Annotated in this window: 3 protein-coding genes; all 3 read right to left on the bottom strand. The window is 50.9% G+C overall.

Annotated features, from left to right (window positions below; genetic code table 11):
• Window positions 1-11: 11 nt before the first annotated feature.
• Genes OQ477_RS05035 through OQ477_RS05025 form a run of 3 tightly spaced genes read right to left on the bottom strand, consistent with a single transcriptional unit; the run spans window position 12 to window position 26,175 of the window.
• The gene (locus OQ477_RS05035; RefSeq protein ID WP_265971611.1) at window positions 12-10,787 is read right to left on the bottom strand and encodes a non-ribosomal peptide synthetase; all 10,776 of its coding nucleotides are present in this window, start codon (window positions 10,785-10,787) and stop codon (window positions 12-14) included.
• A 25-nt stretch (window positions 10,788-10,812) separates the two neighbouring features.
• Window positions 10,813-18,462, bottom strand: coding sequence for a non-ribosomal peptide synthetase (locus tag OQ477_RS05030; protein ID WP_265971610.1), 7,650 nt, complete (start codon window positions 18,460-18,462; stop codon window positions 10,813-10,815).
• 15 nt (window positions 18,463-18,477) lie between these two features.
• A complete protein-coding gene (locus tag OQ477_RS05025; RefSeq protein ID WP_265971609.1) occupies window positions 18,478-26,175 on the bottom strand; it encodes a non-ribosomal peptide synthetase in 7,698 nt (2,565 codons plus the stop codon).
• Between the last annotated feature and the right edge of the window lie 12 nt (window positions 26,176-26,187).

The following is a 26,187-nucleotide window of genomic DNA, read 5'->3' as shown; positions in this document are numbered from 1 at the left end:
CCCGCTCGATTTTAGTGGAAGCTGAGTAAGTCGGCAATATCCTGCAATGCTTCCTCAGTCAGCTCCCGATCATCAAAGTCACTGACGGTCTTCTCCGTATCAGTTTTGCTGAGGCAGTGTTCCGACAGTTTCAGGAGATAATACCGGCAGCTTTCGGACAGCCGTTCGATCGTATCTTGCCGGAAGCGCTCCGTTTCATAGGAAATGCTGACGGTCATCCGGCCTTTTGCCGCAATCGCGCTGATTTCAAGTGACTGCTCCCGTTTCCATGTATCTGTCACATCATCTCCGCCTCCCAAAGGAGAAAACTGAAACGCGTCTGGCTGTTCCGTTTCTGCCGGATTCCCGCCGGGCGCATCGAATTGTCCGAGATAATTAAAGCTGATCTCCGGTGCTTTCCCGAAAGTCATCCCGGCAAGCTTCGGCGGTGTTAAATATTTGAGGACGCCGTATCCGTTCCCTTTATCCGGAATGCGCCGCAATGTGTCTTTGACGGTTTTCAATGTGCGAATTTCATATTCTTCATGAGGTTCATAAACTCCGCTCCGGAAAAGCACCGGGTAAATGGAAGTGAACCACCCGACCGTCCTGCTGATGTCCGCACCTGCCTGCTCCGATTGGCGTCCGTGTCCTTCAAGGGCGATTTTCAAAGCGTGCCGCGGCGACCACTTTTGAATGGCAAGCACGGCGGAAGCCAAAAGCACATCTTGCGTATCCGTATTGTAGGCGCTGTGCACATCTTTCAACAGGGCGTCCGTTTCACTTTCTGTCAGAGTGAAGGATACCGTGTTCCGTTTTTTTGCAGGAGTTTGAGATAAATCTGCCTGCTCGTAAGGAAGACTTTCTGTTTCATAGTGTTCAATCTCCCGCCAATACTCAGCCTGCTGAAGCAGCTGTCTGCTTTCGGCATAATCGGCCAGCTGCTCCGTATATGTTTTGAATGACATGGTTTTCGGAGGGAGTTTGATTTCCTGTCCAGAGACGGCCTGCTCATAAGCAGAAGCCAAGTCTTCCAATAAAATCCGCCATGATATCCCGTCGACAGCGAGATGATGGACCGTCAGAAACAAGTAATCTTCTGCTTCAGAGCGGAACAGCCCCGCCTGTACCAGCGGCCCGTTCTCTAAATCCATGTTTCTCTGAAGATCTGCGACGCGGCGTTTTACAAAACGTTCCTTCTCATGCTCATCGCCTTCCGTTTCTAAAATGGTCAGGCTGTAAAGCTGCTCATCTGCGAGGTCAGCCGGTCTGTTGAAGAGGAGAAGACCTTTCTCTTCGTCTTTTTTGCAGACAAGGCGCAAGGCATCATGATGAACGGTAATGGCTTTTAACGTTTTCCTCAGGATCTCTTCATCTATTGAATTTGTTCTCGTCAGCATGACGGACTGGTTAAAATGATTTGCTTCCTTCATGTCTTGTGTGAAGAACCATTTGTGAACCGGCGACCACTTCACTTCTCCTTCTGCAGGAGCTTGGCTGACCGGCTGCCGCTCTGTACGGACATAAGGCGCCAGCTCCCTAATTGTCGGCCGGCTGAAAATATCTTTTACGGCGATCTGTTTTCCTGCCTGATGTAATCGGGCTGATACTTGCAGGGCTTTGATGGAATCGCCGCCCAGTTCAAAAAATGATTGATCCGCGGCAATGTTTTCAGTTCCGAGCACTTCGCTCCAAATCGCGGACAGCTCTTTTTCCATGTCGCTTTCAGGCTCGGTAAATGCCCGTCCGGTGTGCGCTTTTTTCCGCGGCTCAGGAAGCGCGCGGCGGTCAAGCTTCCCGTTCGGTGTGACAGGCAGGGCTTCAAGTGTTTCAAAGAACGCCGGCACCATATAAGCGGGCATTTCATTTCTGAGTGCCTGCTGCACGGTTTCACTTTCTGTTCCTTCTTCTGTCACGATATAAGCGCATAGTTCCGTTTGGCCTGCTGATGCGGTATGAGCGGTGACAGCTGCTTCTTTGACACCTTTTATGCCTGTTAAGGCGGATTCAATTTCTTTCAGTTCCACCCGGTAGCCTCTGATTTTGACTTGCTCGTCCATTCGGCCGATATATTGCAGCGTGCCGTCCGGCAGCCATTTTGCCAAGTCGCCCGTGCGGTATATGCGCCGGTTCTTCCGGAACGGGTCTTGGACAAAGGCTTGGGCCGTTTGCTGAGGAAGATTGCGGTACCCTCTTGCAAGGCCGGAACCCGAGATGCAAAGTTCTCCCGTTACACCGATCGGCTGCGGGTGATCCCCGTTTAAAATATAAACGTGTGAATGCTCAATCGGACGGCCGATTGTGATGTTCTCACTTTGTTCTATATGTCTTGCCGCTGTAGTGGCGACGCTGTTTTCCGTCGGGCCGTACTCATTGGCAAGCTCAGTGTGAGGACAAACTGATAAACTGTGGCTGATAATGTTTTGGTCGACAGCTTCTCCGGCTAATGTGACAATTCTGAGAGACTCTGCATCCCCCGTCTCCAGTACGTCAAGCAGTGTACGGTACAATACGGGAACAATGATCATGTGAGTGATGCGGTAAGATGCAAGATAGTGTTTAATAGCAAGAATATCTCTTGCTTCATCTTCGGCTAAAACGGCCGCTTTCGCACCGGAAATCAGCGGTGTGAACATGCTTGTTACAAAACCGTCAAAGGAAAATGAAAAGAGCTGAAGAATCGTATCTTTCTCATTCAGATCATAAAATCCGCTCCGCCATTGAAGGGTTTGGCTGACGGATCGATGTTCGACCATAACCCCTTTCGGCCTGCCTGTCGTTCCCGATGTATAAATGATGTAAGCCAAATTTTCCGGTGCTGATAATGACTGGACCGGCGAAGCATCCTGTTCTTGGATATCCTCCAGTGCGAGCACTTCACCGTTAAAACGATCAGGCACTTGTTCTATCGCACCGTGTGCGGTAAGGAGAAGCGCTGTGCCGCTGTCTGAGATGATATATTGCTTGCGTTCCTCCGGATATTCAGGATCTATCGGGACGTAGGCTCCTCCGGCTTTCCAAACCCCGAAGACTGCCGCTACTTGTTCCGGCGATCTTGGTATCACAATGCCGACGGCTGCATCAGGTGCGATCTGCCGTTTTTGCAGAGCTCTGGCGATTTTATTCGACCAGTCATCTAATTCTTTGTATGTGATCAATGTTTCCCCGCTGATAAGGGCCGCGGCATCAGGTGTTTTTCGCGCCTGGGTGATGAACAGTTCATGAACTGTTTTTTCAGGCAGCTGTTGATCCGTCATGCCGTTAAAGTCCGAAAGAATCCGGTTCCGTTCCGGAGCAGTCAGCATGCTGATCGCTTGTAAAGAAGTTTCCGGTTCACGGACAATGTGTTCAAGCATCGTCATAAAGTGGGAAGCCCAGCGCTGCATTGTTTCTCTCCGGAATAAAGACGCCGCATATTCAAACAGAAAATGAATCTGTCCCCCGCCTTCAGAAGCCTGTAAAGTGACATCAAATTTGGAAACCGGACGGGACACATCCGCAGGCTGAATATGCAAACCGTCCAACAGCAGTTCCTCATGCTCTATATTCTGGACGACAAGCATGGCGTCAAACAGCGGATTGCGGCTTGTGTCCCGCTGTACGCCGAGCCGTTCCACTAGCTCTTCAAACGGGTAGTCTTGATGCTCATATGCCTCAAGCGCCGCCCGGCGTACTTCCGTCAAGTAATCGGTGAACCGTTTGTCTCCTTTCGGCTCCGTTCTGATGGCGAGCGTGTTGACGAACATGCCGAGAATCGGTTCAAGGTCTTTGTGCGGACGCCCGGCAATCGGTGAGCCGACGATGATGTCTTCCTGCCCGCTCAATCGCGCGAGTAACGTATTGTACGCGGCGAGAAGCACCATATACAAAGTGGAGCCGTGATCCCGGGCGACGCGGTGAAGGCCGGATGCCGTTTCAGCGTCAAGCGTGCACGATACGCTGCCGCCCGCAAAGCTTCTGACAGCCGGACGGGGCTTGTCAGCCGGAAGCTCAAGCACCGGAAGCTCTCCTTCTAGCCGCTTCAGCCAATAGGCTTCCTGCTTCTGGTACCCTTCTTTCTCCTGAAATGACCGCTGCCAGACGGCATAGTCTTTATATTGAAGGCGCATCGGCGCAAGCGAACGGCCTGCGTACAACTCGCCGAATTCTTTTATCAAGGTGTTGACGGACACACCGTCAGAAATAATATGATGCATATCCGTTAATAAAAGATGGCGTTCGTCTGATTCTTTCACGAGGGCCGCACGGAAGAGCGGCGCTTCCTCCAGACAAAACGGCCGGACGAATGCGTCAGCTGACTCGGCCTCATCCAGCTGAAACGGTACGCTGTCATGGATGCGCTGCACCGGTTCGCCGTCAGGCCCCGTTTCAAAGGACGTTCTGAGCGACTCGTGCCGCTCCACAAGCTCCCGGAACGTCTCCTCCAGCCGGCTGCGGTCAAGCGGGCCCGTCAGTTCCAGCACAGCCGACATATTGTAGCCGACACCGCTGTCTTCAAGCTGCTGGAGCACATACATCCGTTTCTGCGCCGAAGACACCGGATAGGTGTCCTGTTTTTTCGCAGGCTGAATCGCTTCATACGGGCTCTCTTCCAATTCCTGAATAACCGAAGCGAGCTCTTCCACCGTCGGCCGGGCGAAGATGTCTTGTAACGGCACCTGAACACCGAACTCTTTGGCGATGCGGGAGACGAGAGCCGTCGCTTTTAACGAATGGCCGCCCCGCTCAAAAAAGTGATCCCGGATGCCGACGGGGCCGTTTTTCAGCACCTCTTCCCAAAGGGCGCAAAGCTTCATTTCCGTGACGTTCCGCGGGGCGGTGTACGCCTGTCTGTCTGCCGCTCCGCAGGGAGCCGGCAGCGCGCGGCGGTCAAGCTTTCCGCTCGGCGTGACCGGCCATTCGCTCATCTCTATAAACTGAGCCGGCATCATGTAGGCCGGAAGGCGTGTCGCAAGCTCCGCCCGCACGTCATCGCTTTCCCGTCCTTCGATATAGGCGTAAAGCGCGGTTTCGCCGTGTTCGGTCCGGGCGGTGACCGCCGCCTCACGAATGCCGTCGATGCGCCGGATCGCCGCTTCGATTTCTCCCGGTTCAATCCGGTAGCCGCGGACTTTCACCTGTCCGTCTGAACGGCCGAGCCATTCGACAAGGCCGTCTTCTGTCCAGCTTGCGATATCGCCCGTCTGATACATGCGCTCTCCCGGATAAAACGGATCATCGAGAAAACGCTCCTCCGTCAGCTCAGGCCGGTTCAGATAGCCCCGGGCCACCCCTGTCCCAGCGATGTACAGCTCTCCAATACAGCCTGGCGGCAGAAGCTGTTTCTTTTGATTTAAAATATACAGCCGCATGTTATGCCCGGAAATGCCGATCGGAACATTGTGAAATTCTTTTCCTTGCGGCAAATCAAAGTACGCCGCTTCTACTGTCGCTTCCGTCGGACCGTAGGAATTTGTCAATTCCGTTCCAGGCAGAAGGTCATAAAAACGGGAAACCAAGTGCGGGCCCAATTGTTCACCGCCGGCAAAAACCCTTTTTAAGCAGATCTTTTTGATCGGCTGTTTTCTGGAATTTATATATTCCAAGAAAGCATGAAGCATGGATGGCACAAAATGGGCCGCCGTTATGCGGTTATTCTCCAATGCGTTCAGTATCATTTCAGGGTCTTTCTCGCCGCCTTGCGGAAGGAGGAAAACAGAAGCTCCCGCGATCGGCCACCAAAACAGCTCCCAAATCGAAGCGTCGAAAGAGTAGGATGTTTTATGCAAAATGATGTCAGAATCACTTAATCCATAACGCGTTTGCAGTGAGTATAAAAAGTTTATGGCTGACCGATGTTCAACCTGCACGCCTTTTGGGCGTCCCGTAGAACCGGATGTATAGATGATATAAGCCAATGAATCAGGTTTTACCGGAACGTTAGGGTTGGCCGCAGCTTCAGGGTTTCCTGTTTGTCCGCTTTTCAGAGAGATCATTTCTCCCTCAAAAAGATCTGGTGCGAAAAGTTCTGGTTCTGCCAGTAAGAATTTCACGCCGCTGTCTTTCAGTAAAAAGCGAATCCGCTCTTCCGGGTAATCCGGATCAATCGGCAGATATGCACCGCCTGCTTTTAAGACAGCGTAAATGCCGATCAGCATGTCAGGAGAACGCCGGCCCATAATGGCAGTTTTATCCTCCAGCCTTATCCCCCGCTTGATCAGCTGATGCGCAAGCTCGTTTGCCCTTTCGTTCAGTTCCTGATACGTAATCGAAATGTCATCAGTTAAAATCGCAGGACGGTCCGGCGTTTTTTCCGCCTGCTGTTCCAGCAGATCATGAAGAGACTGATGAAGCGGAAACGCTGTTTTCTGAAAGGGGCTGAAATCTTGAAGCAGAGACACTTCTTCTTTTTCTGTCAAAACAGAAATATCGTCTAATTCCAAGCCCGGATCAGCCGCGGCGTTTTCGGCAAGTGTCGTAAAAAATCCCGCCCATTTTTGAATCGTTTCTCTCTTAAACAAATCGGTGCTGAATTCAAACTGGCAGTACAATTCACCGGCGTTTTCAGAGATGTACAGCGATAAGTCAAATTTAGAAATCGGCAGGCTGACGTCTGCCGGCTGCAGTTCAAGTCCGGCCGCTCTAAGCTTCTGCTGTTCCATATTTTGCAGCGCAAATGTTGTGTCAAACAGCGGATTTCGGGACATGTCCCGCGGCACACCGAGCTTATCGACGAGCTCTTCTAACGGGTGATCCTGATGTTCGTAAGCCTCAAGCGCTGTTTGGCGAATTTCCTTTAAATATTCTTTGAATGTCATGCTTCCGTCGGGACGCGTCCTGAAAGCAAGCGTATTGACAAACATGCCCAGAACGGCGTCAAGGTCGGCATGAGGCCTTCCTGCAATCGGAGACCCGACAATCATATCTTCCTGTCCGCTTAAACGGGCTAACAGAACCGTGTACACACCAAGCAGCGTCATATACAGTGTGCTTTTGTTTTCTTTCGCCAGCTTTTTCAACTGAGCTGTATGTTTTTCATTGATGACAAATGACACCCGGTCACCGGAAAAGCTCCGCACCGGGGGACGCGGCTTATCAGCCGGCAATTCAAGCACGGGAATCTCACCGGCAAGCCGGTTCAGCCAGTACTCCTCTTGTTTCCGATATGCGGCGCCCGCCATAAATGATTGCTGCCAGACGGCATAATCTTTGTATTGAATCCGTAACGGCGGCAGACTTCTCTCAGCATACAGCTCACTGAATTCACGTATCAAAAGATTGACGGATACGCCGTCTGAAATAATATGATGCATGTCAGCTAAAAGCAGATGCCGGTCTTTTTCTATTTGGACAAATCCCGCCCGGAAAAGGGGCGCTTTGCCGAGATCGAACGGCCGGATAAACGCTTCGGCTGATTGTTCTTTTGTAAATGCAAACGGCACGTCGTCATGAATCCTCTGCACGGGCAGGCCGTTTTTTTCTTCAAAGGACGTTCTGAGCGGTTCATGCCGCTGGATCAGTTCCTTGAACACGGCTTCCATCCTATCTCGGTCAAACGGCCCCCTCACCTCTAAAACGGCTGGAATGTTATAGCTGACACCGCCATTTTCAAGCTGGTGAAGGACGTACATCCGTTTTTGGGCGGATGAGACAGGATATGTTTCTTTCATTTCTGTCTTTTCTATGGATGCGAACGGGTTCTCTTCTGCTTCACTGATGATTTTGGCGAGTTCTTCTACAGTCGGATGGCTGAAGACATCGCTCAGCGGGATTTGCACACTGCACTCTTTAGCTATTTTTGCAACGAGTGCCGTCGCCTTTAATGAATGGCCGCCAAGCTCGAAAAAGTGATCGTGAACGCCGATCGGGCCGGTTTGAAGCACTTCTTCCCATATGCGGGTAAGCTTCAGCTCGGTCACATTCCGGGGAGCTGTATATCGACGGCCCGCTGCGTACGCCGAAGCTTCCGGAAGGGCCTGCTGATCGACTTTTCCGTTCGCAGTGAGCGGAATTGAGTCAACAAAAGCCCATTTGACCGGAATCATATAATCAGGCAGCTCTTTAGCCAAATCTCTCCGCAGCTGAGAAGGATCAGTCGCTTGTGAGACGCTGCAGTAAGCGCATAATTCATTTTCGCCCGACTCATTCGTTTGAATCAGAACGGCAGCTTCTTTCACGGCATGATGATTTGCCAGAACGGTTTCAATTTCTTTCGGTTCAATCCGGTACCCTCTGATCTTCACTTGATCATCTGTCCGGCCGATGTATTCAATTTGGCCGTCCGCACGCAGTCTTGCCAAATCTCCGGTCCGGTACATGACGGCGTCCGTTCTGAACGGATCCGGCAAAAATTTCTCTTTGGTCAGCGCCGGATTGTTCACATAGCCTCTTCCTGTATTCGCTCCGGAAATATACAATTCTCCCGCAATTCCGAGAGGCTGAAGCTGCCGGTTTTTGCTGAGAATATACATCCTGTTATGATGGATCGGTTTCCCGATCGGCGGATGTTCAGGTATGTCATCTCCCGCAGAAATCGTATACGTTGAAACCACATGAGTTTCTGACGGGCCGTAATGATTATGCAGATGCATACCGTGTAAACGGAGCGTCTGCCTGAACAAACGCGAGACGGTCAGCTGCTCCCCGGCCGTAATGACATGCTTCACACAGCGGGGAAAAGACTGTGCATAACCTTCTTCATTGAAAAGCATCTTGACAAACGCAGTCGGGAAAAACACAACTTCCGTGTTGTGCTGATCAATAAACGAAAACAGCTGAGAAACATCCCGTTTGATTGATTCGGGCACGATACAGAGGGTGCCGCCGCTCAAGAGTACTGAAAATAACTCCTGATAGCAGACGTCAAACGCCAAGGATGCGTACTGCAGCACATTTGTGCAAAAATCAATGTCTGTGTTCGTCAATTGGTCAGAAAGCAGATTGGCCATATTTTTATGTTCGAGCAGCACACCCTTCGGTTTCCCTGTCGTTCCCGATGTATAAATCATATAAAGGAGGTCGTCTGCCGTATTAATGGATTGCACATTGCTTCCGTCCGCTTCCGTCCCGGCCTCTTCTATGTATGTAACTTGCAGCGTTTGTTCCGCGGGGACGGACTGATGCCGCTCTGTTACAACATGGACGCAGCCGCTGTTTTCAATGACATATCGGATACGCTCCTTTGGACTGCCCGGATCTATCGGGACAAAGGCGCCGCCCGCTTTTAAAATACCGAGAACAGCCGCCGCTAAAGAAGGGGAACGGCCGAGCATGACGCCTACCGGCTCCTCCCGCTTTAAACCGCGTTTTTTCAGCAGGCGGGCCAGCTTATTAGCCGATTCGTTCAGCTCTTTGTACGTCACTGACTCACCTTCATACCGAATCGCGATTTGATCCGGCGTTTTTGCGGCCTGCCGTTCAAACATTGCATGAACCGTGTCATATTCAGGCTTTTCGGTCTCTTCAGAAATCGGCGCAAGCAGCTGCGCTTTTTCCCCTGGAGTGATGATTTCAAGCTTGTCCGGCGTGATGTCCGGTTTGTCGAGAACCTGGGAGACGATGTGTGCCAAATGGCCTTTGATATTTTCGATAAATTGGCGGTCATACACGCTTGAATCGTATCTCATTTTCAAATGAATCTCGTCACCCGGCGCCACCATCAGGTAAAAACTGTAGTTGGTTTCGTCTTCCATGCTGAAATCATGGATGTGAAAAAGGTCTTTCGTGTCCCCCTTGCTGTTCAGCACATCAAGCTCCTGTTCAACCGGATAATTCTCAAAGACGAGAATGTGGTCAATTAAGCCTTGTTTTACCTGTGAATTCGCCTGTATGTCATAAAGCGGATGATAGCTGTAAGCCTGTCCTTTCAAAGCGTCCTTTTGCACGTTTTTGATCAGCTTTTGAAACGGGATGTCCGCCCCGTTGATCCGGACAGGCACGGTATTAATGAACAGGCCGATCATTCGCTCGATGCCTTCGATTTCAGACGGCCTTCCGGAAATGACAGAACCAAAAACCGCATCTTCTGTCTGGTTATACGCCTGAAGCAAAATGCCCCAGAGCGTGTGGAAAATGGTGCTCAGCGTGACCTCTTCTTTCACGGCCAGCTCTTTCAGCTTAGCTGTGTCCTCTTTTGAAAAGGAAAACGTCACTTCCTCTTGTCTGCTTTCGCCGGCTTTTTTCTGCTTCGGCAGAACAGTCTGCTGCTCAAAGCCTTCAAGGTATCGCTCCCAGTACGAAGCGGCTTTTTCTTTATCTTGCTCCATCAGCCACTTGATGTAGGTCCCGTACGGCACAGCGGGCTCAAGCGTTAACGGTGTCCGGCGGAGCCGCGAGGCGTATATCTGGAAGAACTCTTTCAGCACGATTCCGAGACACCAGCCATCCATAATGATGTGATGGAAACTCCATATACACGTATAATCACATTCACCGGTTTGAAGCAGCGTCACCCGCATCAGCATGTCTTTTTGCAGATGAAATCCTTTCTTACGGTCTCTTCGTTTGGCTTCTTCAATATGCTTGATTTGATCAGCCTTGTTTAAATTAGTGAGATTTTCCTCAATGATGCTGACGTTCCGCTCTTTTAATACGACCTGCTGCGGCACTGACACGTTCTGGCTGATAAAGATCGTTCTGAAAATATCATGTCTTTCGAAAAGGGCATGAACGCTCTCTTCAAACACGCGGGTGTCAACCTTCCCCGTTATTGAAAAGGAGGCCTGCTCGGCGTAAGCCTGTGATTCCTTTTGCAGGAGGGAATGAAAAAGCATTCCTTCCTGCATATAAGACAGCGGATAAATATCCTGAATTGCATTCTTTTTTGTCATGTTATAATCTCCCCGTCGCCTTTTTCTACAGTTCCTCGACAAAACTCGCTATGCTGTCCAAATCATCAGATGTTAACGTTTTGCTGCTAAAATCACTAACGGTTTTTTCTGCTTCCTCTTTCCCTGTGCAGTGCGCCATAATATCACGCAAATATTGCTGTAAGGTTTGCAGCAGCTGTTCCATCGTTTCTTTGCGGAAGCGGCTCGGCGGATAGCTCAAACTGAAGTGAAGTTTGTTTTGTGCGGCCATCGCGCTCATTTCCACCGCTTGTTCCCGCTGCCATGTCGGCGTGATGTCGTGCCCGCTTGCAAGACCGGACAGACTGAACGTGTGCTGATCTTCTGTATCATTGAATTGCCCTAAATAGTTAAAGCTGATTTCAGGCGCTTGTCTGAAGCGGATTGTTTTTTGTTCAGGCGGTGTCATGTATTTTAAAATGCCGTAGCCTATTCCTTTATCCGGTATTCTTCCGAGTGTGTCTTTGACCGTTTTTACAGCCGTTCCAAGCTCAGCGCCTGCTGTGTTCAAGTCAATGAGCACCGGGTACATGGAGGTAAACCAGCCTACGGTGCGGCTGATGTCGAGCTCCGGCATGATGTGCTCTCTCCCGTGCCCTTCCATCGCGATGCGCAGTCTGCCGCCCCCTGTCCAGTCCCGTAAAGCCAAAGCTGCGGCAGTCAGAAGAATATCTTGCGTATCGGTATGGTAGGCCCGGTTGACCTGCTGAAGCAAAACGGACGTTTCTTCTTTTGTAAGCGTAAAGCTTACCGTTCGCCGAATGCTGTCGGCTCCCGTCTGATGCTGCGGTTTTTCATAAGGAAGTTCGGCGGCTGTTTCTTCTTCAATAAAACGCCAATATTCTTCTTCACGCATCAGCTTGCTGCTTTTTGCGTATTCTGAAAGCCTTACGGCGTATTGCTTAAACGAATCGGTCTTTGGCGGAAGCTGGACCGGCTGACCTTTTACGGCTTGAGTGTAAGCGGCAGATAAATCCTCCAGCAGAATACGCCATGACACTCCGTCAACCGCCAGGTGATGTACGGTGATGAATAAATAATCCCCGGACCGGGTTTTGAACCAGCCGGCTTTTAATAACGGCCCTTTTTCAATATCCATCCGCTGTTGGAGCGCAGCCACTTCAGTTTCTATTTCTCTTTCCCAAGTATCTGTCTCAGACAGATCCCAAATGTCCAAGCTGTACAGTTCAGCTTTTTGAATACCGTGATTGATTTGTCTGAAACTTTCGTTTTCTGCACTGACGGTGATCCGGAGTGCATCATGATGAATGACAAGATGCTCCAAGGCTTCTTTGAGCGGCTGTTTATGCAATGCGTCAGAGCTGAACATCATGACGGACTGATTGAAATGATTTCTGTTTTTCATCCGCTGTGATAAAAACCAGTGCTGAACGGGTGTCCAAGGTATGTCTCCTTCCACCGGCCGCTGATCGATGACTCTTTCCGCTTTCCGGATAAGAGGCGCGAGTTCCTTAATGGACGGGTGCCGGAATAAGTCGCTTGCCGTCATTTTCCACCCATAGCGTCCGAGCCGTGCGGAAACTTGCAGCGCTTTGATTGAATCGCCGCCCAACTCAAAAAATGAGTCCTCAATCCCGACTTGTTTTGCGCCGAGCACTTCCTGCCAGATCACGGAAAGCTGTTCTTCAAGCTCATTGCGGGGAGCTGTATACGCGGTTTGAAGCGCGAGCTCCGGTTCGGGCAGATTTTTCCGATCCAATTTACCGTTCGGCGTAAGCGGCAGCTTCTCAAGTTCCATCATATAGGCCGGAACCATGTAATTCGGCAGTTGCTTAGACAGTGAAGAACGCACTTTTTCTGTATCCATGCCCGCCTGCAGACTCATATATGCGATCAGTTCTTTATTGCCGGACTGCCCGGTTCTGACTGACACGGCAGCTTCTTTCACGCCGTCCAGGCTCCTCAGTGCGGCTTCAATCTCTCCCAGCTCGACCCGATAACCGCGGATTTTCACTTGATCATCCATCCGCCCGGCATATTCGATCGTTCCGTCCGGCAGCCAGCGGGCTAAATCTCCGGTGCGGTACATCCGTTCTCCGGGAACAAAAGGATTAGGGACAAATTTTTCTTCCGTCAGCTCAGGGCGGCCGAAGTATCCTCTTGCCACACCGTCTCCTCCAGTGCATAATTCGCCGATGACGCCGATCGGCTGCGGTGTTCCCCTGCTGTTTATGATATATGCGGTTGAATTTCCGACTGGGCGCCCGATCGGGATTGAATGATCGTATGATTGTTCAATCAAAAAGCAAGTCGAGAACGTCGTGTTTTCAGTCGGTCCGTATCCATTCCATACTGAGAGATGCGGCAGCGCATTCCGAACCCGGTTTACATGGCTCGGGGACAGTGCTTCCCCGCCGATAATCAATCGGGATAATCCGGAAAACACGTGTTCATTTTGTTCTGATAAATGGTTGAACAGAGACGATGTCAGCCACAGTGTCGTAATGCCGTTTTGCTGTATAAATGTTTCCAGAACATCAGAATCGAGATAGGTTTCCTGGTCACTTACATATAAAGAAGCGCCGTTTAAAAGCGGACCGAATATTTCAAATGTCGTAACGTCAAATCCTAATGATGAAGTAAACAACAGTCTATCTTCCGGCGTAAAATCAATATAATTGCTGTTTTTCACAAGGCGGATCACGCTTCGCTGTTCAATCATGACGCCTTTTGGCGCACCTGTTGACCCGGATGTATAAATCATGTAGGCCAACGATTCAGGTCCGCCGAGCGGTTCGGGATTTTCCGAACTCAAGCCGGCCTTTGTTTGAATATCCTCTATGAATAAACGTTTTCCTGAAAGCGGCAGACCGTCAAGTTTATCAGATTGGAGAAGAATCTCAGCTTTACAATCTTTAAGCATCCATTCAGCCCGTTCCCGCGGCACATCGTCACCGATAGGCAAGTAGGCGCCCCCCGCTTTTAATATTCCGAGGATTCCGGAAGCAAGCTCTGTTGTGCGGCCGGTTAATAAGGCGACAACGCTTTCCGGACCGACGCCATTTGATCGGAGAGCCGCCGCTATTCTGTTAGCCCGTTCGTTCAGCTCACGGTATGTCAAGATTTGTCCATCATATACAACTGCCCGGGCATCGGGAGTTTCTTTTGCCTGCCGCTCAAATAAACGGCTGATGGTTTCGTGTCTTGGGTAATCGCTTTTCGTCTGATTAAACTGATAAATGACGCGATTTGTTTCAGCATCATCCAGTACGTGAATATCACCAAGCGGTATCGCTTGGTTTTCAATTACTTTTGTAAGAATACGGGTAAAATAAGAAAGCCATTTTTCAATTGTCTGTTTTTGATAGATATCTGTATTGAATTCAAAATCAAAGCTGATGGAACCGTCAGACCCTTCTGACGCGTAAAGCGTGGCATCAAACTTTGCGGTTTTATGACTTGTATCCGCAGTTTGAGCCAAATGCAGCTTATTTAACACCAGGGATTCACGCTCCATATTTTGGAGCACAAACATAACGTCAAACAGCGGATTGCGGCTCATGTCCCGCTGCACGCCGAGCTGCTCCACAAGCTCTTCAAACGGGTAATCCTGATGCTCATACGCTTCAAGCGCCGCCTGGCGGACTTCCGCCAAGTAATCGGTAAACCGTTTGTCTCCTTTCGGCTCCGTTCTGATGGCCAGCGTGTTGACGAACATGCCGAGAATCGGTTCAAGGTCTTTGTGCGGACGCCCGGCAATTGGCGAGCCGACGATGATGTCTTCCTGACCGCTCAATCGCGCGAGTAACGTATTGTACGCGGCGAGAAGCACCATATACAAAGTGGAGCCGTGATCCCGGGCGATGCGGTGAAGGCCGGATGCCGTTTCAGCGTCAAGCGTGCACGATACGCTGCCGCCCGCAAAGCTTCTGACAGCCGGACGGGGCTTGTCAGCCGGAAGCTCAAGCACCGGAAGCTCTCCTTCTAGCCGCTTCAGCCAATACGCTTCCTGCTTCTGGTATCCTTCTTTCTCCTGAAACGACCGCTGCCAGACGGCATAGTCTTTATATTGAAGGCGCATCGGCGCAAGCGAACGGCCTGCGTACAGCTCGCCGAATTCTTTAATCAAGGTGTTGACGGACACACCGTCAGAAATAATATGATGCATATCCGTTAATAAAAGATGACGTTCATCCGATTCTTTCACGAGGGCCGCACGGAAGAGCGGCGCTTCCTCCAGACAAAACGGCCGGACAAATGCGTCAGGTGACTCGGCCTCATCGAGCTGAAACGGCACGCTGTCATGGATGCGCTGCACCGGTTCGCCGTCAGGCCCCGTTTCAAAGGACGTTCTGAGCGACTCATGCCGCTCCACAAGCTGCCGGAACGTCTCCTCCAGCCGGCTGCGGTCAAGCGGGCCCGTCAGTTCCAGCACAGCCGGCATATTGTAGCCGACACCGCCGTCTTCAAGCTGCTGGAGCACATACATCCGTTTCTGCGCCGAAGACACCGGGTAGGTGTCCTGTGTTTGCGCAGGCTGAATCGCTTCATACGGGCTCTCTTCCAAGTCCTGAATAACCGAAGCGAGCTCTTCCACCGTCGGCCGGGCGAAGATGTCCTGTAACGGCACCTGAACACCGAACTCTTTGGCGATGCGAGAGACGAGAGCCGTCGCTTTTAACGAATGGCCGCCCCGCTCAAAAAAGTGATCCCGGATGCCGACGGGGCCGTTTTTCAGCACCTCTTCCCAAAGGGCGCAAAGCTTCATTTCCGTGACGTTCCGCGGGGCGGTGTACGCCTGTCTGTCTGCCGCTCCGCCGGGAGCCGGCAGCGCGCGGCGGTCAAGCTTTCCGCTCGGCATGACCGGCCATTCGCTCATCTCTATAAACTGAGCCGGCATCATGTAGGCCGGAAGGCGTGTCGCAAGCTCCGCCCGCACGTCATCGCTTTCCCGTCCTTCGATATAGGCGTAAAGCGCGGTTTCGCCGTGTTCGGTCCGGGCGGTGACCGCCGCCTCACGAATGCCGTCGATGCGCCGGATCGCCGCTTCGATTTCTCCCGGTTCAATCCGGTAGCCGCGGACTTTCACCTGTCCGTCTGAACGGCCGAGCCATTCGACAAGGCCGTCTTCTGTCCAGCGTGCGATATCTCCCGTCTGATACATGCGTTCTCCCGGATAAAACGGATCATCGAGAAAACGCTCCCCCGTCAGCTCAGGCCGGTTCAGATAGCCCCGGGCCACCCCTGTCCCCGCGATGTACAGCTCTCCTGCCACACCCGCAGGCTGGATGGTTCCTCCGCTATCTAATACATACAGACGGGCACCAGGAACGGGTTTTCCGATCGGAAGCCTTGTCCGTCCGCTGTCCCGTTTTCGGTCACAGACGTAAAACGCCGCATCAACCGTCGCTTCCGTCGGCCCGTAGCCGTGAATAAGCACGGTCTCCGGCAACAGATCGGCAAACCGGGCAGCCGTAAGCGGGGAAAGAGCTTCCCCTCCGGCAAACACGCGTGTCAGTGTTCTGCCGAGGCGTGTTCTTGTTTCCTCAGGCTCTGTTTCCAGCGCGTCTAAAAAGCTGTTGACCATCGCCGGAATAAAATGCGCGGTCGTCACCTTTTCTGAGGCAAACGCTTCAATCATCCGCACAGGATCTTTCTCCCATCCGGCAGGAAGCAGATACACGGAAGCGCCGGACATCGTCCACCAAAACAATTGCCAGATGGAAGCATCGAATGAAAAGGATGATTTCAGCACGATGATGTCCTCTTCCGTTAACGGGAACTGCCCTTGCATCCCTGATAAAAAGGCGGCGGCCTGACGGTGTTCAACAGCCACTCCCTTCGGTGTTCCCGTCGAACCGGACGTATAAATGATATAAGCGAGCGAATCAGCATCCGCTTCTTCAGAGACAGCCCCTGTCTCCGTCTCACTTGTCAGAGCAGAAAGAGACACTTCTAGCGTCTCGCCGGAAAAACCGGAAACGGATAACCCCGGCTGTGCAAGCAGGAGACAAGCGCCGCAGTCATCGAGCATATAGCGCAGCCTGTCCTCAGGATAGTCTGGGTCAAGCGGCACGTAGGCGCCGCCCGCTTTTAACACGGCAAGCACAGAAACCACCATCTCCGGCGAGCGTTCAGCGAGTATGCCGACCATGCTTTCTTTGCGGATGCCTTTTTGGCGGAGCCGAAAGGCGAGCCTGTCCGTGTACTGATCGAGCTCGGCGTACGTCAGCATGCCGCCCGGAAAACGGAGCGCCGGACGATGCGGCGAAAGCGCGGCACGGCGGGCAAACAGTCCGTGAAGCGTCGGAGCCGGCGGTTCAACCGTTTCTGTACGGTTAAACGCATCCAGCATATTTCTGGCTTCACACGCATCCAGCAATGCGATCTCGGAGGCGCTCATTTCAGGGTCGGAAATGACTGACTTCATCATATGCCGTAAAAATGTTTCAATATTCTTCATAAAAACACGATCGTATATACCGGTATCAAAGTTTAAGCGGATATAAAGAGAATTTCCCGGAATCACCTTTATGCTGCATCCGTAGTTTGTGACTTCCTCCATCGTGAAATCTTCTACCGCAAAATCAAATGAACCGGCCTGACTCACATTTTCAATTTCACGCTGGGCCGGCACATTTTCAAACACGATAATGTGGTCAAACAGCGCTTGCTTCAGAGGGCTTTGCGCCTGAATGTCAAACAGCGGATAATAGCTGTACGCTTCTGCTTGCAGCGTCTCCTGCTGCAAATGCCTGACGAGCCCCAGAAAAGAAAATGAACCGCTTTTCACCCGCACGGGAATCGTATTGATAAACAGTCCCACCATTTTTTCCACGCCTGCGAGATCCGACGGCCGGCCGGAAACGACAGAACCGAAAACGGCGTCATCACAGCGGCTGACACGCTGCAGCAACATGCCCCACAGTGCCTGGAACACTGTATTCAGCGTTGCTCCCGCCCTTGCCGCAATGTTTTTCAGCTCATTTGTCTGCTCTTCCGAAATGGTGAAAACCGCCTGCTCAAGTTCGCCATTTGGTTCTGCAGATTTTTTCGGAAGAGACGCCGATTGCTCAAGGTCGGCAAGTTTCGTTTTCCAAAAAATCCCAGCTTCTTTACGATCCTGCTTCATGAGCCATTTAATATACTTTCCATATGGCTGAACAGGCTCGAGAGACGGGAGCCGTCCGTCTCCGAGAGATTGATAGATCATCAGAAATTCCTTCATGACAATTCCGAAGCACCAGCCGTCCATGACGATATGATGATGGCTCCATATACAAACATAGCGTTCGGACGCTTTTTTTAAAATAGTGATTCTCATGAGAGGGTCTGACTGCAAATCAAAGCCTTTATCTTTATCTTCTTTTCTGAACCGGTCGGCATATTTGTCTTGTGCCTTCTCGTCCAAATGAGAAATATCATGGAACTGAACGCGGCTCGGCCTGTTTTTCAACACGACTTGGCGGGGCTTCGCCACATTCTTATGAATAAATGTCGTACGGAAAATATCGTATCGTTCAAAAACAGCATCTATACTTTTTTGGAATCGTTCCCGGTCAAGCTGTCCGCTGATCGTAAACACCGCTTGTTCGAAGTAGGCTCTTGAGTCATGATCCAACAGAGAATGAAAAAGCATGCCCTCCTGCATAAAAGATAAAGGATATATATCTTGTATTTCCGATTGCTGCCCCATTGCGCCACTCCTTTTCTATAGTTTGTTGACGGCTCCCATAATGTCACTCAGATCTTCCAGCGTTAACTCCTCGTCACTGAAATCAGCGGCGCTCCATTCACGCTCCTCTTTGCCTGTGCAATGCGTGATGATCTGCTTGAGAAAGGCATGAAAATGTCCCGTCAAAACTTCAATCGTTTCTTTTTGATACTGAAAACGGTTGTACACGACATGCATGCTGAGACATTCCGAGGATACGGAGCCGCTGATATCAAGTGTGTACGGGCGTTCCCAGTCCGGGCTGACTTCATTTCCCGCTTTTACGGGAGAAACACCGAAGCCGCTGGAACGGATTTCCCGGTCAAACTGCCCCAGATAGTTAAAACTGATTTCAGGAGCATCGGATTCAGTCTCTTCCCAGAGTTTGCTTATATACTTCAGCACCCCGTATCCCGCTCCTTTATGCGGAATGCGGCGCATCATGTCTTTTGTCCGCTTAATGTGATAACCGAGACGCTCGCCGTCATCAGTCTGATCTTGAAAACTTGCGTCAACCAATACCGGATAAATTGATGTAAACCAGCCGATGGTTCTGCTGATATCAAGATGCTCCAAGTGCTCTTCCCTTCCATGGCCTTCCATGCTGATTTTGAATGTCTCGTTTCCAGTCCATCTGTTCAGCGCAAGGCTTAACGCGGCAAGCAATAATTCACCCGTCTCTGTTGTGTATGCTCTGTTCGCTTCCGTTAACAGCTGCTCAGTCTCCTGTTTTGTCAATGTAACGGTCATCACATCTGTATCTTTCAGAAGATTGGAAGAGATGCGGGCATCTTTCGGAAGCGGTTCGACCGCCGCTTTCTCTCTTTCGGACCAGTAGTCTGCTTCCTGTAACAGCCGGCGGCTTTTTGCATAATCAGAGATTTGCTTCGCGTAAGTCTGATAGGAATCGGTTTTTGCCGGAAGCGCGGTTTCTTTTCCTTCGAGCGCCTGCCTGTAGCATGCGGTGAGATCTTCAAATAAAATCCGCCATGACACCCCGTCAATGACAAGGTGATGAATGGAAAGCAGCAGATGATCGCCATCATTAGCGTGAAATAATCCGACAGCTACGAGCGGACCCGTCTCCAGCCGAATGGAAGTTTGAATACGGGCGGCCGCCTGTTCAATTGCGGCGTGCTCCTCTTGTAATGACCCTTTCCCTCTCACGTCATGCGTTTCAAACGTAAAGAGTTCTTCTTCAGGAAGGTTTTCCGCTCTGTTGTATTGAGTCACCGATCCGTTTTGCGTGCCGCATACGATCCGTAATGCGTCATGATGAACCGCGAGCTGTGCCAGCGCTTTTCTCATAGCAGATTCATTGATTCTGTCCGCACTGCGGAGCATTACGGACTGATTAAAATGATCATGCGGCAATGATTGCGACAAGAACCAATGCTGGATCGGCGTCAGCGGCACGTCTCCCGTGACGGGAGCCTGATCAATCACGCGGCGGACTTTCCGGAGCCGCATCGATACTTCTCCCAGTGTCTGATGCTCGAACAGCTCGCGAACGGTCGTTTCATAGCCCTGCTGTTTCAGCCTCGCACATACTTGCAGCGCTTTAATCGAATCCCCGCCGAGATGGAAGAAATGAGCATTGGGGCCGAGTCCTTCAACACCTAAGAGTTCTTCCCAGATGTCAGCCATCATTTCTTCAGTTTCATTTCTCAGGCTGATATCATCTCCAAGGCTATCATTTAATTCAGGCTGCGGGAGCGCCTTCTCGTCCAGCTTCCCATTCGCCGTCAAAGGCAGTTCATCAAGCTCTATCAAGCGGGCGGGAATCATATATTCCGGCAGAAAAGCTCTGAGAGAGGCCTGAATCTCTGCTTCTTTTATCTTTTCGTTTCCGTGTAAGACCGCGTATGCGTAAATGGAGTGCTGACCATGCTGATCAGCACGTGTGATCACGGCGGCCTCTTTCACAGAGGAAAGCTCTTGCAGCGCTGATTTAATTTCTCCCAGCTCAATTCTGTGGCCTCTGACTTTTACTTGCGCATCTTTACGCCCGACATATTCCAGCTCGCCATTTGAGAGCCTTTTGGCGATATCGCCCGTCCGGTAGAGCCGCATGCCGGAAACATGCGGATTCGTGATGAAACGGGAGGCGGTTAAATCATCCCTGTTTACATATCCCCTCGCGACACCTTCCCCGCCGATATAAAGCTCACCGGGAATTCCGATCGGCTGCGGATTCATATAGATATCCATGACAAAAGCATGGAGGGTTTCCAGCGGTCTGCCGATATTGCTTTTGTTTCTCTCAATATCATCCATATTCAGTTTTTTGCATGTGACGTGAACCGTGGTTTCCGTAATACCGTACATATTAACAAGCTCCGTCTCCGGGTACTTCTCTTTCCAGCTTTTCAGCATGCCGGGCTGAAGCGCCTCTCCGCCGAAAATGACATATCGAAGCTGTAGCCTGTCCGTATGCCCGGCCTCTTCATGAATGAGTCCGGAAAAAGCCGTCGGTGTTTGGTTCAGCACCGTTACGCCTTCACTTTGCAGCAGCTGCCGGTACAAATGCGGATCACGGGCAGTTTCTTTCGGCACGATAACTACCTTTGCGCCGTATAAGAGCGCGCCGAATATTTCCCATACAGAAAAATCAAAGCAATAGGAGTGGAACAGCGTCCAGACGTCTCCAGAGCCGAAATCAAACGGCAGTCCTTTATGTGTGATAAGGCTGATGACATTGCGGTGTTCCGTCATAACGCCTTTCGGTTTTCCGGTTGTGCCCGATGTGTAAATCACGTAAGCCGGCTGTTCAGGCGTTATCATTTCTTTCGTTCTGTCTGCTGAAACGGATTCAGGCTTATCGATGTATAAAACCGGCAGCCCGTCCATTCCGGATATCCCAAGGCCCGATTGCGTCAACAGAACACGCGCGCCGCTGTCAGTCAGCATAAATGAAATCCGCTCGTCAGGATAGTCAGGATCAATCGGCAGATAAGCTCCTCCCGCTTTTAAAATACCGAGAATCCCAATCAGCATATCCGGAGATCGTTCGGTCATAATTCCGACAATCTGTCCGGAGCGGATGCCGTTTTCCGACAGCATATCGGCGATTCGATCCGCCTTTTCATTGAGCTCGCGGTAGGTGAGACGCTCATCAGACATGACGGCTGCAATTTGATCCGGCATTTTTTCCGCCTGTGCTTCAAATAAACTGACGATCGTTTCATGCCTCGGATACCCCGCCGTTTGATTTTCCGCTTGAAGAAGCATCTGCCGCTCGTTTGTGTCCAGCAAATGAATGTCAGACAGCTTCCGCTCATCATCCGATGCGATTTGTCCTAAAAGCTCTTTAAAATGACCGGCCCACCGTTCGATCGTATCTTTTTCAAACAACGCGGTACTGTATTCAAAATGAAAATCCAGTGAGCCATCCGGCCGTTCCTCGGCATGAAGCGTCAAGTCGAATTTTGAAATGTCATGCTTCACTGAATGTGAAGAAACAACTAAGCCCGGAAGGTTTACTTCGAAATCATCACTGTTTTGCAAAACGAGCATGGCATCAAACAGCGGATTGCGATTGACTTCCCGGTGTGTATCAAGCTTTTGGGCAAGTTCTTCAAACGGGAAGTCCTGATGTTCGGCCGCGCCGAGGGCGAGCATTTTCACCTCTTCTAAATAAGCGCGGAATGTCTTATCCCCTTTCGGCCTGCTTCTCATTGCCACGGTATTTACAAACATGCCGATGACCCCGGCAAGCTCAGCGCGGCTTCTGCCGGCCGCAGGTGAACCGACGACAATGTCTTCCTGCCCGCTCAATTTAGAAAGGAACAAGGAGTAGCTTGCCAAAAGAATCATATACAGCGTCGAACCTGTCTCATCCATGAGCCGGCGCAAATTCTCCGCCGATTCCTTTTGAAGGCGCGTTCGAACAACGGACCCGCTGAAATCAGGAAGCTGAGGGCGCTTTTTATCGAGCGGCAGATCAAGTACGGGAATGTTTTCCCCGATCGTCTCCAGCCAATAACGCTCATGTCTTTTGAATTCTTCAGCGGCAAACCGCTCATGCTGCCAGACGGAAAAATCTTTGTACTGGAGTTTTAACGGCCGCAACTCCTTTCCTCTGTATAAATCCGTCAATTCTCGAATCAGAACGCTCATTGACACACCGTCTGCGATAAGATGATGCATATCAAGCAGCAGAAAATGACGTTCTTCAGTGACTTTGGCTAAAGTCACTCTCAAAAGCGGCGCTTTTTCCACGTCAAATGGTTTGACGAAAGTTTCCATCACCTCTTGAAGAAGGTTCCCGGATGGCATGTGAATCTCTGTGAGGTCAAGATCGACATGTGAATGTATGTGCTGCATCGGCTCCCCGTTTCGTAAAACAAATGAAGTGCGTAACGCTTCATGCCTTTGTAACAGCGCTGAAAAGGCTTCGTGCAGACGATCCCGGTTGAGTCTGCCGCTCAGTTCCAGACAAGCGGGCATATGATAGCCCGTACTGTCCGCCGCAAGCTGATGAAGGGCATAGAGCCTTTTTTGCGCAAAAGATAGCGGGTACAAGTCCTTTGCCACAGCAGGCGTGATTTCTGCATATTCTCCTCTTTTCCTCTGTTCAAGGAAGCGGGCCATGCTCTCGATGGTCGGATGTTCAAAAACATGGCGGACGGCAAGTTCAATTTGGAGCCGTTTATGTATGTTTGAAACAAGCGATGCGGCTTTCAGCGACTGTCCGCCGATTTGGAAGAAATCATCTCTCATACTGATGTGTTCCCGTTTCAGCACTTCTTGCCAAATAGACAGCAGCTCGGTCTCAAGCATTGTGCGCGGAGCTTGATAATCACCGGTTCTCTCAGCTTCTTTCGGCTCAGGAAGTGCGGCCCGATCAAGTTTTCCGCTCACAGACAGCGGCATCTCCGTTAATTTGGTAAAGCTTCCCGGTATCATATAAGCAGGTAATCTCCCGGCCAATTCGGCATGAGGGTCAAATGTCACACCCGCGTTTTGCAGTACGACATAAGCTGCAAGCTCCTGTTCCCCGTCCGCCATTTTGCGCACGGTGACTGCCGCCTCTCTTACCCCGGACAGACTTCTGAGTGCCGTTTCGATTTCTCCTAATTCAATTCTGTAACCTCTTACCTTGACCTGATCGTCAAAGCGTCCCATATATTCAATCGTTCCATCCGGTAAAAATCGGGCTGCATCTCCCGTTCTGTACAGCCGTTCACCTTCACGAAACGGATGAGGGGTAAAGACTTTGTCCGTCAGCTCTTTTTGCTGAAAATATCCGTCCGCCAGACCTTTTCCGGAAATACACAGTTCACCGACGGCTCCGACCGGCTGCAGCCGATCTCCGTGCATCATATAGACAGAAGTGTTGGCAATCGGGCGCCCGATCGTAATCCGGCTGCTTTTTTGCAGGTTGCGCAGGATCGTCGTGGCCACACTGTTTTCCGTCGGGCCGTATTCATTCAGCAACTCGGCATTCGGGCATATGTTGCGGCTCGCTTCCACGATATCAGGAGTGGCCGCTTCCCCGGCAAATGTCACCGCCCGAAGCGTCTGCGCATCCTTTTTCGTCAGCGAATCAAGCAGAACGCGATACAGAGACGGAACGATCAGAAGATGGCTCACTCCGTGGCGGGTGATTTTCTGTTTTATTGAAAGGACGTCTTTCGCATCATCTTCATCAGTTAACAATACACAGGCGCCCGACAGAAGCGGAGTGAAAAGACTCGTTAATGACCCGTCAAATACGTATGAAAAAAGATGAAGCGCTATGTCCCCTTCTGTCATCCCGTATTCTTCACGCCGCCATTGCAATGTATTGCTGATCGCTTTGTGTTGTACAAGCACCCCTTTCGGCCGGCCTGTCGTTCCGGAGGTGTAAATGACATACGCCCAATTTCCGCTGTCAGATACCGGCGGAAGCGGTGCGGTCTGCTGGGAAACCGTTTCCTCCATGATGACGACGCTGCCCTTGAAATGCGGCGGAATGAGGGGGAGCAGGCCTTTTTCAGTCACGAGCAGTGAGGCTTCACTGTCTCTCAGTAAAAATGAAATCCGTTCAGGCGGAAATTCCGCATCAATCGGCATATAGGCGCTGCCCGACTTCCAAATTCCGAGCAGAGCGGCAACCGTACTCATTGATCGGCGCAGCATAACAGCGGTGATCTGATCGGGGCGTGCGCCTTTTTCCCTTAACGCATGTGCAAGCTGATTCGCCCGCTGATTTAATTTCTTGTAGCTCCAGCTTACCCCGTTATATCTCAACGCCTCTTGGTCAGGCGTTTTTGCCGCCTGTTCTTCAAACAGCCCATGAACGGTTGTCTCATGGTACGGACGGTTCGTTTCGTTAAACGAATGAATCAAGGCTTCTTCCTCCGGAGGCACGAGACTGATGCTTGATAAAAGCCTGTCCGGATCTTCCGTTACACAGGAGATGACCTCCAGAATATGCCCTTTGATCCGTTTCATGTCTTCCCGATCGTAGATGCCCGCATTGTAGCTGAATTTCACATAAAACTCTTCTCCCGGAACGATGACGACGTTAAGATCGTAATTGGTTTCCTCCGCCATCGAAAAGTTTTCAAGTGAGAGCGCACTGCTTTCCGTTTGCTGCCAGCCGTTTACCGCAGCCTGCATCTGAACCGGATAATTCTCAAAAACCAGGATGTGGTTCAAGAGATCTTTTTGCAGACCGCTCTCGTTTTGAATGTCATAAAGCGGATAATAGCTGTGCTCTTCCGCAGCGAGTGACTCTTTTTGCACCTTTTTGAGAAGAGAAGAAAAAGTCATATTCCCAGCCGCGCGCACCCTTACCGGCACGGTATTGATAAACAGTCCGGCCATGGATTCAATGCCGCTGATAGCAGACGGCCTGCCGGAAACAACCGAACCGAAGACCGCATCTTCAGTGCCGTTGTAACGATGGAGAAGCAGCCCCCAAATGCCCGTAAATAAAGTATTCAGCGTGACCCCGGTGCTTCGGGCAATGTCTGTCAGTTTTTGCACGGTTTCAGACTCAAGGGAAAATTGAAAATGCTCAGATGCATAACCGTTTTGCGCCGGCTTATTCTTCGTTTGCGGAACGGAAACGACTTCTCCGTAATCTTCCAAACAGCGCGACCAGAACGCTGACGTTTCTTCTTTATTCCGGCTTCGGAGCCATTTGATATAAGAGCTGTACGGAGCCGGACTGCCGAGGTTTACAGGCCGCCCGTTCCGGATCGCATAATACATGCTGAAGAAATCTTTCAGCACAATGCCCAAGCTCCAGCCGTCCATCATAATGTGATGGTGAGTCCAAACGCACGTATAGCGGTTTTCTCCTGTTTGAAAAAGAGTCAGGCGCATTAAGGGGCCTTTTTGCAGATCAAACCCCTTATACCGGTCGGTTTCTTTGAATTCCTCAATGATGCTTTGCTGCCGTTCTTCCGAATAGTCTGAAATGTTCTCAGTCTGTATGGCTGTGTCACGGCGTGAAAGGACAACCTGCTGCGGACCTTCAAGGTCAGGCACTTCTTTTATGAAAATCGTTCTGAAAATATCATAGCGGCTGACAAGCGTATCCAGACTTTTTTGGAATGTATCAATGCATAAATCCCCGCTGACTGTAAACGAAATCTGCTCGACATATGCGTTTGATCCGGAATCCAGAAGCGAATGAAACAGCATGCCTTCCTGCATATATGATAAAGGGTAAATATCTTGAATTTCTGTCGCTTGTGTCACGAATGCCACACA

Source organism: Bacillus sp. ChL18, from assembly GCF_026241425.1.
Lineage (GTDB): Bacteria > Bacillota > Bacilli > Bacillales > Bacillaceae > Bacillus > Bacillus velezensis.
The sequence above is the reverse complement of the archived record's forward strand: the minus strand, read 5'-3'. Positions and strand labels throughout refer to the sequence as shown.

Bases quoted from the DNA above. Each gene is read 5' to 3' on its own strand.
- OQ477_RS05035 (WP_265971611.1), bottom strand. From the start codon at position 10,787: ATGACAAAAAAGAATGCAATTCAGGATATTTATCCGCTGTCTTATATG.
- OQ477_RS05030 (WP_265971610.1), bottom strand. From the start codon at position 18,462: ATGGGGCAGCAATCGGAAATACAAGATATATATCCTTTATCTTTTATG.